This window comes from Massilimicrobiota sp. An134 (assembly GCF_002160815.1).
GTDB classification, from domain to species: Bacteria; Bacillota_I; Bacilli_A; order Erysipelotrichales; family Coprobacillaceae; genus Allocoprobacillus; species Allocoprobacillus merdigallinarum.
Map to the genome: position 1 here is coordinate 30175 of NZ_NFLH01000011.1, position 14612 is coordinate 44786.

The window sequence follows — 14612 nt, forward strand, 5'->3', positions numbered from 1 at the left end:
AAATCAATTCAAATCTATAATGAGTTATGTTATAATGTTGAAAATATATGAAAGAGAGGGAGATTCAATATGTTAGATTTAAAGCATTTTCAAGAAGCCAAAAAGAGAGTTGATGAAGTCATTATTCCTACTCCCTTAATATATAGTGAAGCTTTTTCAAAGGAATGTAAAAATCAGGTTTATATTAAACCTGAGAACTTACAGAGAACAGGTGCTTTTAAAATAAGAGGGGCTTATAATAAGATTGTCAAAATGGATGATGAAGCGAAAGCTAAAGGTTTAATTGCTTCTTCAGCTGGTAATCATGCACAAGGGGTGGCATACGCAGCTTCTAAATTAGGTGTCAAGGCCACAATTGTAATGCCTCAACATACACCATTAATTAAAGTAGAAGCAACAGAAGCACATGGGGCTGAGGTTGTTTTGGCTGGTGAAGTTTATGATGAAGCCTATCAGAAAGCTTGTGATTTACAAAAGGAACATGGATATACATTTGTGCATCCATTTAATGATGAAGATGTTATTGAAGGGCAAGGAACAATTGCGTTAGAAATACTTGAAGAATTGCCTGAAGCAGATATTATCTTAGTGCCAATTGGTGGTGGTGGATTGATTTCAGGTATTGCCTGTGCTGCCAAACAAATCAAGCCAACAATCAAGATTATTGGAGTAGAACCAGAAGGTGCTGCCAGTGCTTTAGCAGCTATTAATGAAGATCAGGTTGTGGCTTTAAAAGAAGCCAATACAATTGCTGATGGGACAGCCGTTAAAGAAATTGGTGATATGACTTTTGATTATATTAAAGAATATGTGGATGGTATTATTACGGTTTCTGATTATGAATTGATGGATGCGTTCTTATTGCTTGTGGAAAAACATAAACTGATCGCTGAAAATTCAGGTATTTTATCTCTTGCAGCATTAAAGAAATTAAATGAAAAGAATAAAAAAGTGGTATCATTGATTAGTGGTGGAAATATTGATGTTTTAACAATTTCTTCAATGATTAATAAGGGATTGATTGCTAGAGGTCGTGTCTTTACATTTACTGTACAGTTATTAGATAAACCTGGTGAACTTGAATATGTATCTCATGTTTTAGCTCAATGTAATGCGAATGTTATTGGTGTGGAACATAACCAGTTTAAGAACTTTGCACGTTTTTCTGAAGTGGAATTACGTGTCACTTGTGAAACCAATGGAGAAAAGCATATACAAAGAATTATAGATACATTTGCCAAAGAGGGATATGAAATCACAAGAATAAATTGATAATATATTATCTTTTTGATTATTATTTATCATTTTCTTGAATGTATAAATACAAAAATATATACTTATTAAGGATAAGGAAAGGAATGAGAAAAATGATGGATTTTGGTTTAAAAACAACGAATCAAATAGCTGTTTCTCCAGAGTCTTCTTTTTCTTATTTTTTATATTTGTTATAGGACATATCATTTGATTTGATATGTCTTTTTTATGGATAAGGAGGAAAAGATATGCCAAAAAGAGAAGATGTAAACACAGTATTAGTTATTGGTTCAGGACCTATTATTATTGGTCAGGCTTGTGAATTTGACTATTCAGGAACACAGGCATGTAAAGCATTGAGAAGTTTAGGATACAAGATTGTCTTAGTCAATTCTAATCCAGCGACAATCATGACAGATCCAGAAACTGCTGATGTGACTTATATTGAACCATTGAATTTGAAAAGATTAACACAAATTATTGAAAAAGAAAGACCAGATGCCTTATTGCCTAACTTAGGTGGACAATCAGCATTAAACTTATGTGCTGAATTACATAATGCTGGAGTTTTAGATAAATACAATGTCAAAGTTCTAGGTGTGCAGGTTGATGCAATTGAACGTGGTGAAGACCGTTTGGAATTCAAAAAAGCCATGAATGAACTTGGTATTGATATGGCAAGAAGTGAAATTGCGAATACAGTTGAGGAAGCTTTAGCGATTGCTGATAAATTAGGTTATCCTGTTGTTGTGAGACCTGCTTATACAATGGGTGGTGCCGGAGGAGGACTTGTTTATAATGTTGAAGAATTAAAAACAGTTGTTTCTCGTGGTTTACAGGCAAGTCTTGTTCATGAATGTTTGATTGAAGAATCTATTCTTGGATGGGAAGAATTAGAAGTAGAAGTTGTCAGAGATGCTAAAAACAATATGATTACTGTATGTTTTATTGAAAACATTGATCCATTAGGTGTTCATACTGGAGATTCTTTCTGTAGTGCGCCAATGTTGACAATTTCTCAAGATGTTCAAGATCGTTTAAAAGATCAGGCTTTTAGAATTGTAGAATCAATTGGTGTTATTGGTGGAACAAACGTTCAGTTTGCACATGATCCAAAAACAGATAGAATTGTTGTTATTGAAATTAACCCAAGAACTTCACGTTCTAGTGCTTTGGCTTCAAAAGCAACAGGTTTCCCTATTGCCCTTGTTTCAGCTATGTTAGCTGCTGGTTTAACTTTAGATGAAATTCCATGTGGAAAATATGGGACTTTAGATAAATATGTACCAGATGGTGACTATGTTGTTATTAAATTTGCAAGATGGGCTTTTGAAAAATTCAAAGGTGCACAAGATAAACTAGGAACACAGATGAAAGCTGTTGGGGAAGTTATGAGTATTGGTAAGACTTATAAAGAAGCTTTCCAAAAAGCGATTCGTTCTCTTGAAATTGGTCAATATGGTTTAGGATATGCAAAGAATTTCAATGAATTAACAAAAGAACAATTATTAGAAAAATTAACAGTTCCTACAAGTCAAAGACAATTCATCATGTATGAAGCTTTAAGAAAAGGAGCAACTGTTGAAGAATTATATGAATTAACAAGTATTAAACATTATTTCATTGAACAAATGAAAGAATTAGTTGATGAAGAAGAAATGTTAAAATCATATGCAGGGAAAGAGTTGCCAGTAGATGTTTTAAGACAAGCAAAACAAGATGGTTTCTCAGATAAATATTTAAGTCAGATTTTAAATGTTTCTGAAGATAGTATCAGAAATGAAAGAATTGAAAATGGTATTACTCAAGCTTGGGAACCAGTTCATGTCAGTGGTACAAAAGATAGTGCATATTACTATTCTACATATAATGCCAAAGATCATAGTGATATTCATCATGATAAGAAAAAGATTATGATTTTAGGTGGAGGACCAAACAGAATTGGTCAGGGTATTGAATTTGACTATTGCTGTGTTCATGCTTCACTTGCTTTAAAGAAATTAGGATTTGAAACAATTATTGTCAACTGTAATCCAGAAACAGTCTCTACTGATTATGATACTTCTGATAAATTATATTTTGAACCATTAACATTAGAAGATGTTTTAAGTATTCATGATAAGGAAAAACCAGTTGGTGTGATTGCTCAATTTGGTGGACAGACACCATTAAACTTAGCTTCTCAATTAAAAGCCAATGGTGTGCATATTTTAGGAACAACACCTGAAACAATTGATATGGCAGAAGATAGAGATTTATTCAATGAAATGATGGAAAAATTAGAAATTCCTATGCCAGAATCAGGAATGGCTGTCAATGTTGAAGAAGCTTTAGAAATCGCTAAAAGAATTGGTTATCCATTAATGGTAAGACCTTCTTATGTCTTAGGTGGACGTGGAATGGAAGTTGTTTATGATGATGACAGCTTAAAACAATATATGGCTGCGGCCGTTGGTGTGACACCAGATCGTCCAATCTTAATTGACAGATTCTTAAATAATGCAATGGAATGTGAAGCAGATGCTATTAGTGATGGAACAAATGTTTTCGTTCCAGCTGTTATGGAACATATTGAATTAGCAGGTATTCACTCTGGAGATTCAGCATGTATCTTACCTTCTAAACATATTCCAATGAGACATTTAGAAACAATCAAAGAATATACAAAGAAAATCGCGAAAGAAATGAATGTTCGTGGACTTATGAACATGCAATATGCGATTGCTGATGATAAAGTTTATGTTCTTGAAGCCAACCCAAGAGCTTCACGTACAGTACCTTTAGTATCAAAAGTATGTAATGTTAATATGGTGAAAATTGCAACTGATATTGTGACAATGGAATTAACTGGTAGAGAATCACCAGTACCAAAATTAACTGAAAAGAAAATCCCACATGTTGGTGTTAAACAAGCTGTATTCCCATTCAATATGTTCCCAGAAGTTGACCCAATCTTAGGACCAGAAATGAGATCAACAGGAGAAGTGTTAGGATTAGGAAGTTCATTTGGAGCAGCTATCTATAAAGCTGAAGAAGCGACACAAACAATCTTACCAACTGAAGGAAAAGTATTAATCAGTGTTAACGATATGGACAAACCACAAGTTGTCTCTCTTGCAAAAGGATACTATGATGCAGGATTTACAATTGTAGCAACAGGAAATACATACGCTTTAATTCAAGAAGCAGGTGTACCAGTTGAAAAAATTAAGAAATTAAATGAAGGACGTCCAAACATTACAGATGCCCTTACAAATGGTGAACTTGCTATGGTGATCAATACACCTCATGGTAAACAAAGTGCTCATGATGATAGCTATATCAGAAAAACAGCTATTAAGATGAGAATTCCATATATGACAAACATCGCTGCTGCTAAAGCTGCATTAGAAGGAATTATGGAAATGAAGATTCATGGTAGCCATGCAGTCAAATCTTTACAAGAATACCATAGTGAAATTCAATAAAATCAATGAGAGAATGGAGTTATCTATTCTCTTTTTTTTGGTTAAAAATAGTTGAATAGAAGGATATCGTTGTTGTGGATAATAGTTACTGGTATAATAAACATACAGAAGTAGACAAATTGGAATTTATTGAGGAGAGCTAAAAAATGAACTTGAAAGATTTGAAAAAAGATTGTGCCCAAAAGCAAAAGAAAGGTATTCATTTTATCATTGCATCAGTAGTAATATGGATTATGGTTTTAATCGTACAATTAACAGATTTACCTATATTAACAAAAAATCTATTGACATTTTGTTGCACTGCACCATTATTACCTATAGCTTTTTTAATTTCTAAAATATTAAAAATACAATTTCAAGATAAAAGTAATCCATTAAACTACTTAGGAATACTATTTTCTGCAAATCAAATGATATACCTTTTAATAGCAATGTGGATTTATCCTACATTGCCGGATAAAATGCTAATGGTTATTGCTATGATATTCGGAGCACATTTATTGCCATACAGTTGGTTATATAATTCAAAAACATATATGGTATTGTCAATAATTATTCCAATATTATCTTTGATAGTTGGTTTAAATTTTGCTAATTATACTCTTGCAATAATGATGATACTGATAGAAATAATATTTAGTGTCCTGTTATCATTTGAAAATAAGAGAATAGTAAATGATTATGTCCAATAAATTAGAATTTGAAAGTGAGAATATCTATGAATAAATTTTTAAAAATTAGTATAATTATAATTGAAGTTATTATTTTCCTTATAGTATTGTTGATGATAATAAGTTTCGTTAATCATAAAATAAAATTAAAAAAAGAAGATAAATTTTTTAAAACAACTGGTAAAATTGTTGAAGTTAATAATCATAATATAAATGTTTATGTAAGTGGAAATTCCAATAGTGATACAACATTAGTATTTATGTCTGGAGGAGGAACTTGTTCACCTACACTTGATTTTAAAACACTATATTCATTATTTGAAAATGATTATCAAATAGCAGTAGTAGAAAAAGCAGGTTATGGTTTTAGTGATATAAGTGATATTGATAGAGATATAGATACAATTTTATTTGAAACAAGAGAATCATTGAATAAAGCAGGTATAAAAAACAATAGATATATTTTATTTCCTCATTCTATGTCTGGAATTGAAGCATTATATTGGGCAAATAAATATCCAGATGAAATAAAAGGAATAGTGGGATTAGATCCATCAGTCCCTAAAGCATACGAGAATATGAAAATAAATAATATGCTCCTTTCTTTAGCTAAATTTGGAGCAGATATAGGACTTACTAGATTTATACCATCTATTGTTAATTCTTCTTCTGCAATTAAAGATGGAAATTTAACAGATGAAGAAAAAAAGTTGTATAGAATTGTTTTTTATAGAAGAACAGCAACAACTTCGATGCTAAATGAAACAAAACAAATAAAAGAAAATGCTAAAAAATTAGAAAGTATTGATATTACTAATGTACCTATGTTATTTTTTATATCTAATGGAGATGGGACAGGATATGCAAAAGAACAATGGAGAAACTTTATTATTGATTATATAAATAGTAAGCAAAATGGAGAATATAAAATTTTGGAATGTTCTCATTATGTTCATAATATTGAATATCAAAAAATATATGATGAAAGTATAAAATTTATAAACAATTTACAATAACAAATTGAAATTTGGAGTGAAACAGAATGATTATAATAATCGAAACCGTAATTTTATGTATTGCGTTTTTTCTAATATGTTTTTGGGGAACAGGTACAGATAACAAAAATTTAAAAAGCTATTCATCTTATCCAGATGAAGTGCAAAATCGAATAAAGAGTATTGCAGAATATCAAGGAAAATTTAAGGAAAGCAATAAAGTGGTTACATTTATATCCAATTTTCTGTTATTTCTGTTCGTACTATTTATATTAGGGTTGTTTATCAAAGAAAATGGCTTCACACATAATTTTCTTTGTTTATGTATTATAGGACAGGGATTGAATATCTTTGACTTATTTATTGTAGACCTTTTATGGTGGCGGAATACAAAGCGTGTTCGTTTAAGAAAAATACCAGAAAAGGAATTGTATCAAAATCCGAAAAAGCATATAGAAGCGTTTATCAGAGCCTTTATTATGTATCTGCTAATTGCTCTGATAGACGGATATATATTGACACTTTTATAGGAATAGATATAAGTAAATCCTAATTTATGGAGGTGTTTCATTATGGATAAACGTAAAAAAATAAAAGTAATTACAACAATAATTTGCCTGTTATTAAGTATATTTGCTTTATATACTTTTATTTTTATTGCAGAAGTTTCTAAAGGATGGAGAATTGTCTTAATTATAATAGCGATATTTTGGATAATTTCAGGAATATCTAACTTATTAGAATATTTTGGAAAACAAAAATGATAAAAAACCTAATTTAGAAAAGAAAGGGTGATTCTTTATTCATGATATATTTAAGAAGTTTTCAATTGAGTGATTCACAAATATCTAATCCTCATATCTATCCTTATAATGTTTTTAGAAATAAAGATATAGAGCCTTTCGTATTTACTCCAATAACAGTTTTTTATGGAAATAATGGTTCTGGTAAATCGACATTACTTAATATCATCGCTAATAAATTGAGGTTAAAAGGTAAAGAAAATGCTACGAGTAATTCATATGGTATAAAAGATTACTACAATGAATTTTGCTTTAAATGTTCTTATTGTCTGGGTGAAGATGAACTTGGTCATAAGATTAAATGTTTGCCAGAGAATAGTTGCTATATCAAAAGTTAAGATATTTTATATAAGGTGAAGAAAATTCAACAAAAACAAGTATTATCAGATGGAATGTTATATGACTATGTAAAAAAGGGGATGACGAAAGAAGAAGCAAGAAAATATTTGGAGTCAAAAGAAGGTGCTAGACAGATGGAATATATCATGTTTGCCCAAGAAAAATATTCTAATGGGGAAACATCTATGCAATATTTTGATGATTTTTTGCAACCTGATGCGTTATATTTATTAGATGAACCAGAAGTATCTCTTTCTCCTGCTAATCAAGTCGCATTAGCAAAAGAAATTAATAATATGGCAAGATGGTTTCAGTGTCAATTTATTATCGCAACACATTCACCTTTTATGTTAGGAACTCTGGATGCGAAAATATATAATCTTGATTCAAAAGAATATGCCATTATGAAATGGAGTGATTTAGAAAATATGAGATATTTTTACAATTTTTTTAAAGAACATGAAAAAGAATTTGAATAAATCTTTTTCTATACGAAATATTGATTTCTAAGTTGATAAATAGTAATTTAAGGAGAAGTGATATTGTGATTAGAATTGAAAAAATAAATGCGAAAAATATATGGGATATACTAAAGCTACATGTGAGTAAGGAACAAGAATCGTTTGTTGCACCTAATGATTTGAGTATCATAGAAGCATATATATCGATAACAGGAAATGGACACGCTTTTCCATTTGGTATTTTTGAAGATGAAATTCCTGTTGGTTTCTTGATGATAGGTTATGATGTAGATGAATCTTTTGATAACCCACCACAGATAGCTTATGGTAACTATAGTATCTGGCGATTGATGATTGATGAAAAATATCAAGGCAATGGATATGGAAAAGAAGCCATTCGTTTAGCTTTAGAGTTTATTAGGACATTTCCGTGTGGTAAGGCAGAATATTGCTATTTATCTTATGAACCTGAAAATATAAATGCAAAAAGACTTTATTCAAAATTTGACTTTATAGAGAATGGTGAAATGGATGGCGAAGAAATAGTTGCAGTTTTAAAATTATGATAATAAGTAAGACTTGAGAATGAGGTACATGATTGATTTCAATTCTGGTTTTAAATGGTTTATTAGCATTTCAAATCCTAAGTTTTTCATGAAATAGTATTTCGCATTAATATTTTCATAAGATTTGTTTATTTTGAATGTTATTATCAACATTGGTATAATGATAATAGATAAAGAAAGGATGAGTCTTATGAAAAAAGTTCTATTATTTGTTGTATGTGTTTTTGTGTTGATTGGGTGTACAAGTTCAAAGAAATCAAACAATAATAATGCTGAAAATGAATCTACAACATCAGGTGTAATCAATTATATTTCTGAAACAGCTTTAACTCAAAGTGTTGTTGGTGATACAGAAGATGATTATCCTGTCTATGAATATGAATTAAGTCAGCCTTTGAAATCTGCAAGTATTTGTGTATATGAAAAAGAAAATGAATGGGAAAAACAGATAATATCTTACGAAGATGATATATATTCTCATGGACAAATAGCTATTGTTTTAGGTGATGAAACATACGATATTTATTTGATCCATTCAGAAACTGAAAATAATATAATCAAATATAATTTTTCTCAACATTATTTAGAATCATTAAATAGCAATAAAGTCATGTTTGCAAATACATTAGATAATAAAAAAATCGAAGCAAATGAAGAAATTGTCCTTTTTACAGTACTTGGAAAAAAAGATAATCCAATTGATCCACCTAACCCTGAAAATTTTACTAAAGAAAATTGTGATTATGGTATTGAAGTAACTATTACTTTTCATGACACAAAACAAGCACCAAGAAGTGAATAATAATCAATAAAAAGTATATATAATTTTTAAAGGTTATTTCAGATAACACTTTAAGAGAAAAACTTATTGAAGAACTTATAGGAGTTCTTCTTTGTTATAATATAACTACAGATTCTGTTGTTATTATTTCATTTTTATTAGCCTTACCTAATGAAAAGATAAACATAAGCATGAAAATATAAATTTAATCTTTATATAAGTAACATGTATTAATGGTTCTATCTCAATAAAGAGATAGTATTGTTTTGAAAGATATTATTGATGGCGTAGAAAAAAGGATTTAAGGAAAAGAATTATTGAAAGAGTTTAATAATGAATATTATGGTTATACTTTTTGAATAGTTACTTTTTCGTTTCATATGATTTGAAACGATTTTTTTCTTTCATTGCAATAAAAATGCAACGATAATATTTTTCGTTGCAAAACGAATGGAACAATAATATATTCAGGGAGGAGACTGTTATGAAAGAATCTAGAAATTTAGAGTTTAAAGAAATGATACAATCCAACACATTTCTCAAGACAGTCAGTGCTTTCGCAAACTATGGAACAGGAAGAATCGTTTTTGGAATTGACGATGATGGTCTGGTTAAAGGAATAAAAAATGCAATAGATTTTTGTTTAAGTATTGAAAACAAAATGAACGATAATATGAATCCTGTACCATTATATGATTTAAATATTAATGATGATTCAACAATAACTCTTACTGTTTATGAAAGTGATTTGAAACCTTATTTATATAAAGGTAAAGCATATAAAAGACATGATACTTCAACTATTGAAGTAGATAGACTGGAATTGAACAGACTTGTATTAGAAGGAAGTCATCAATCATATGAAGAACTTGTTTCTCGAAAACAGGATTTAACATTTCAATGTTTAGAAAAAGCTTTAAAAGATAAATTGGCTATACAAGAATTAAATGAAGATATTTTGAAAACATTAGATTTATATACAAAAAATCATCAATATAATAATGCAGCAGCATTACTTGCTGATCAAAATAATTATAAGGGTGTTGATATTATAAAATTTGGGCAAGATATTGATGAAATTATGGATAGAATTATTTTAGAAAATAAATCTATTTTATTGTTATTGGAAGAAAGTGTTGAAATGTATAAAAAATATTATCAATATGAAAAGATTGATGGAACTTCTAGAAAGATTGTCAATCGTATCCCAGAAAATGCGTTTCGTGAAGCTATAGCCAATGCTATGATTCATCGCTTTTGGGACATCAATGCATTTATAAGAGTAAGTATGTTTGATGATAGAATCGAAATAAGTTCTCCAGGAGGTCTTCCTTCAGGAATGAGTGAAGCAGAATATCTCGATGGACAGATTTCAATGCTTAGAAATCCAATTATAGGAAATGTATTCTATAGATTAAGATATATAGAAATGTTTGGCACAGGAATCAAAAGAATCAATAAATCATACTATGATTCAATAACGAAGCCAGAATTTAAAGTCTATGAGAACTCCATAATAATCATATTACCAACTGTATTAGATATTACTAATTTAACAAGTGAAGAACAACAGATTATACAGCTTTTTCATGGAAATTTAAAATTATCAAGAGCAGAAATAGAAAAAAAGTCATTATAATAAGGCAAAGCTTATTAGAATACTGAATTCATTATCTGATAAAAATATTATTGATAAGTCGGGGAAAGGACGAGCTACTAAATATCAGTTACGATAGAGAAAAAAGTTTATTTACAAAATACAGATAATAGTAATGAGGATATTTTTCAAAAGTTAACTATCGTACAAGAAGAACGAATAAATATATTATAGGAACTTTAGCCTATGCAAATGGATGTTTGTATAGGCTTTTTACATATATGAATTATATATGTTTAGTAAATATCTAGTAGGCAATTGCGATAATACTTTGTTTTAATAAAATCTTAACTTAAAATAAAGACTATGAATATATCATTAATATCTTGCTTTGTTATACTGAAATCAAGATAAGAAAATGGAGGGGGAGAAAATCATATGTTGTATATGACAATGCCAGAATTTGCTTTCTTTATGGGACTTACATCTTATGTCATAAGAGATGTTTTTTCTAAGAGACATGTTTTTAATGGCTCAAAAAGATTACATATAATAGGAAGTATAGTTATAGGGTTATTGTTGTTTTTATTATATTTACATGATGAAATGAATTTAAATGATTTAAAGATTTTAATGATATATGTTCTATTTGTAGGTATGGATTTTTATAAAATGCAAAATCATCATTCTATTACGGAACATTTTTCATGGCTTTCATCAAGACAAGAAAATATGATTTTAAAGGTTTGTGGAACTTCTATAGTCATTGCACTATTAGCTTTGTTGGTCATGATTAAGTTTATATAAAAAAGAAATAGCCTTATTTTGCTATTTCATTGAGAATATATCGTTTCTAATTGATTGTCCAAGTTTTTTTGTTTGATTTCTTTGATTTGATTTTGACTATTATCAATTGTTATTTCTAAAGGGTATTTCTTTCCTGAAAGCATAGAGCCATAACCCTGAATTTGATAAACACCATCTTCTATTTGATTTAGCTTATATTTTTTATAGTAATAATGACCTGAACCATAAGGAATATGAATAATAATCTGGGATTGTTGTTCATGGACTTGATCAATATATAAATAGATAGGAACAGTTGTGAAAGTGTCTATGATAATCCATGCTATGAGAAGGGATATAAGCCCTCCAATAATGAGACGTATTTTCTTTTTATTCATGATGTCCACTCCTCTTTTTCATTATATAACAGAAAACGATGTTATCTAAACAAAAAAGTGAATACACAAAAATTTCATATTATTTTGATATATATAAGATGGTGATCAAAATGGAAGAAATCATTCGAGAAATTGTTTATATATGTGTTATGTTTATTGGGATTATATTATATGAAGTGATGAGTGATAAATGTCTGGTTTGTATTCTAGATAAGCCTTTGTTTCCAGATTTATTTAAGAAAGAATGGAAAAGAGAAGTTATACAGGATTGGCTGGCAGTCTTATTCTTATTTGTATTTCCAGGTCTTTTTTTATCTTTTGGAATAGCATATATCAAAATAGCAATACTAGGTATTATTGTAGTTTTTGAAAGCAAAACTTTACGTAGACTGAAAATCAGCCAATATGTTGCTGATAAGCACTTTTTTAAGAGGGAAGAAGAGTAAAATGTTATATATGACTTCAGCAGACTATTTGTTCTTTGTAGTTGCTTCGACATTGATTATTAAAGATGTGCTCTGTCGAGATTATCAGGCATATGGCTATTGGAATACCTATAGTTATTCTAAAGGAATTTATTTTACTGGTTTGGTTATTGTTGTTTTGCTTTGGGCATATGTTTGTGATTTGTTTTCAGGGTTTGATGTGAACTCTTTAAAATTGTATATCATATTTTTAATTTTCTTAGGCGTTGAAATTTATAAATCTATGACACAGCAGTTAATAAGTGAAAAATTTTCATGGCTATCTTCTAAGCAGGAAAATAAAGTATTAAGGATTTGTGGGACGGTTCTTGTTATTGGGATGTTGGCTTTGATTATTGCGATAAAAATATAAAAGGTTTGTCGTTTTGACAAACCTTTAATCGTCCTGAAAATCATTATCATATAGTGGTGTGACATATTTTCTATTGAAACAAGCCATACATAAATCACAGGTATGTTCTTTTTTAAAATGAATAGATTTTTGAAGTCCTTCTTCACTGATGAAGGCTAAGGAATCAGCACCAATATATGTGCAGAGTTCCTGAGTTGTCATTTTATGAGAAATTAATTCATCAAGAGTAGACGTGTCTACACCATAAAAACAAGGATATTTGATTGCAGGTGAAGCAATTCTGACATGAACTTCTGTAGCGCCTGCTTCTTTTAATAAAGTCACAATACGTTTGGATGTCGTTCCTCTGACAATAGAGTCGTCAATCATGATGACTCTTTTTTGATTCACAATTGAAGAAACAGCCGAAAGCTTCATACGAACACCCTGATTTCTTAATTCTTGCGTAGGCTGAATAAATGTTCTTCCGACATATTTGTTTTTAATTAGTCCCATTTCATAAGGAATGTGGGAAGCTTCTGAATATCCAATTGCAGCAGATATAGATGAATCTGGTACTCCAATCACAATATCAGCATCTACTGGACTTTCTAAATAAAGTTGTTTTCCAGCATTTTTACGTGTTGTATGAACATTGATACCATCAAGGATACTGTCGGGACGAGAAAAATATACATATTCCATAGCACAGATCTTATCATGTATAGGCTGTTTTGTATAAAGACGAGATAACAATTGATTGCCTTTGACTCTGACTATTTCTCCTGGCTCGACATCTCTTAGAAATTTAGCGCCTACAATATCTAATGCACATGTTTCTGAAGCAAAGACATACGCTCCATTAGGGAGCTGTCCAATAGCTAGTGGTCTTAATCCATAACGATCTCTGACAGCATAGAGACGATCTTCTAAAAGAATGAGGAAAGCAAAAGCTCCATCTAATTTTTCTAAAGAAGCACAGATACGATCTATCATATGTCCTTTTTGACGTTTGATTAAATGTCCTAAAATTTCAGTATCAGATGAAGATGAAAAGATACTGCCTTGTTCTTCAAGTTCAGCTTTCAATACATTAGCATTCACAATATTTCCATTATGACAAATTCCCATATCACCCACCATGGTTCTAAAAAGTAATGGCTGTACATTCATAATACCTCCACCACCAGCAGTTGAATAACGCACATGACCAATAGCGTGAATACCATTCATCTGATGAATCTTTTCACTGTTAAAAACTTCAGTGACCAAACCTTCTCCTTTATGAATAGAAAGTTTATGATCATTTGCAACTAAAATACCGGCTCCTTCCTGCCCACGATGCTGAAGGGCATGTAAACCATAATAACAGAGGTTAGCTGCATTTGGATGCTGAAACACACCGAACACACCACACTCCTCATGAATTTCTTTTAAATCATTTATCATTGTTGTTCTCCTTATATTTTATAGAAGAATAGGAGATACATATATCAAAATTTGTTGTATAAGATGTTACATAAAAATAAATATTACGGGATTCAATATCTCCTATTCGTCTTTATTATAACGGAATAATTGTATTTTTTCAATCAAATATAATAATAATTTATTAAAATGATAAAAAAACATTGACAAAAACACGAAGCTGTATCATAATGCAAAATAAGTAAACGGA

The 14612-nt window shown here is 29.9% G+C and carries 16 protein-coding genes; 14 read left to right on the top strand and 2 right to left on the bottom strand.

The window, feature by feature from the left end:
• Window positions 1–69 precede the first annotated feature (69 nt).
• The 12 genes from ilvA (at window position 70) to B5E79_RS06340 (ending at window position 11741) form a co-directional block, all read left to right on the top strand.
• Entirely contained in the window at window positions 70–1272 is a 1203-nt protein-coding gene (gene ilvA, locus B5E79_RS06290) for a threonine ammonia-lyase (RefSeq protein ID WP_087297373.1), read from the top strand.
• A 230-nt stretch (window positions 1273–1502) separates the two neighbouring features.
• Window positions 1503–4721, top strand: coding sequence for a carbamoyl-phosphate synthase large subunit (gene carB / locus B5E79_RS06295; RefSeq protein ID WP_087297374.1), 3219 nt, complete (start codon window positions 1503–1505; stop codon window positions 4719–4721).
• Between the two features lie 146 nt (window positions 4722–4867).
• The gene (locus B5E79_RS06300; RefSeq protein WP_022356404.1) at window positions 4868–5413 is read left to right on the top strand and encodes a DUF7010 family protein; all 546 of its coding nucleotides are present in this window, start codon (window positions 4868–4870) and stop codon (window positions 5411–5413) included.
• 26 nt (window positions 5414–5439) lie between these two features.
• On the top strand, window positions 5440–6408 hold the full coding sequence (locus B5E79_RS06305; RefSeq protein ID WP_087297375.1) for an alpha/beta hydrolase: 969 nt from the start codon (window positions 5440–5442) through the stop codon (window positions 6406–6408).
• Window positions 6409–6434: 26 nt separating this feature from the next.
• A complete protein-coding gene (locus B5E79_RS06310; RefSeq protein ID WP_087297376.1) occupies window positions 6435–6917 on the top strand; it encodes an ABC transporter permease in 483 nt (160 codons plus the stop codon).
• A gap of 42 nt (window positions 6918–6959) precedes the next feature.
• Entirely contained in the window at window positions 6960–7151 is a 192-nt protein-coding gene (locus tag B5E79_RS06315; RefSeq protein WP_087297377.1) for a hypothetical protein, read from the top strand.
• Window positions 7152–7192: 41 nt separating this feature from the next.
• Entirely contained in the window at window positions 7193–7528 is a 336-nt protein-coding gene (locus B5E79_RS13655; protein ID WP_206393138.1) for an AAA family ATPase, read from the top strand.
• A 15-nt stretch (window positions 7529–7543) separates the two neighbouring features.
• Window positions 7544–8008, top strand: a complete 465-nt coding sequence (locus tag B5E79_RS13660; protein ID WP_206393139.1) for an AAA family ATPase — start codon at window positions 7544–7546, stop codon at window positions 8006–8008.
• Between the two features lie 65 nt (window positions 8009–8073).
• On the top strand, window positions 8074–8556 hold the full coding sequence (locus tag B5E79_RS06325; RefSeq protein WP_087297378.1) for a GNAT family N-acetyltransferase: 483 nt from the start codon (window positions 8074–8076) through the stop codon (window positions 8554–8556).
• A gap of 190 nt (window positions 8557–8746) precedes the next feature.
• The gene (locus B5E79_RS06330; protein WP_087297379.1) at window positions 8747–9358 is read left to right on the top strand and encodes a hypothetical protein; all 612 of its coding nucleotides are present in this window, start codon (window positions 8747–8749) and stop codon (window positions 9356–9358) included.
• A 463-nt stretch (window positions 9359–9821) separates the two neighbouring features.
• Entirely contained in the window at window positions 9822–10976 is a 1155-nt protein-coding gene (locus B5E79_RS06335) for an ATP-binding protein (RefSeq protein WP_241147463.1), read from the top strand.
• Between the two features lie 396 nt (window positions 10977–11372).
• On the top strand, window positions 11373–11741 hold the full coding sequence (locus B5E79_RS06340; RefSeq protein ID WP_087297380.1) for a hypothetical protein: 369 nt from the start codon (window positions 11373–11375) through the stop codon (window positions 11739–11741).
• Between the two features lie 26 nt (window positions 11742–11767).
• Here B5E79_RS06340 and B5E79_RS06345 read toward each other — a convergent pair whose 3' ends face one another.
• Window positions 11768–12118 (bottom strand): hypothetical protein, encoded by a 351-nt coding sequence (locus tag B5E79_RS06345; protein WP_087244762.1) that lies wholly within the window; start codon window positions 12116–12118, stop codon window positions 11768–11770.
• Window positions 12119–12228: 110 nt separating this feature from the next.
• Here B5E79_RS06345 and B5E79_RS06350 point away from each other — a divergent pair, with 110 nt between their 5' ends.
• Window positions 12229–12564 carry a hypothetical protein gene (locus B5E79_RS06350; protein ID WP_087297381.1) on the top strand — a complete coding sequence of 112 codons (336 nt, stop codon included), beginning with the start codon at window positions 12229–12231 and terminating at the stop codon, window positions 12562–12564.
• A 1-nt stretch (window position 12565) separates the two neighbouring features.
• The gene (locus tag B5E79_RS06355) at window positions 12566–12955 is read left to right on the top strand and encodes a hypothetical protein (protein ID WP_087297382.1); all 390 of its coding nucleotides are present in this window, start codon (window positions 12566–12568) and stop codon (window positions 12953–12955) included.
• A 24-nt stretch (window positions 12956–12979) separates the two neighbouring features.
• On the opposite strand, the gene purF is transcribed toward B5E79_RS06355, so the two are convergent.
• The gene (gene purF, locus B5E79_RS06360; protein ID WP_087297383.1) at window positions 12980–14383 is read right to left on the bottom strand and encodes an amidophosphoribosyltransferase; all 1404 of its coding nucleotides are present in this window, start codon (window positions 14381–14383) and stop codon (window positions 12980–12982) included.
• Window positions 14384–14612 lie beyond the last annotated feature (229 nt).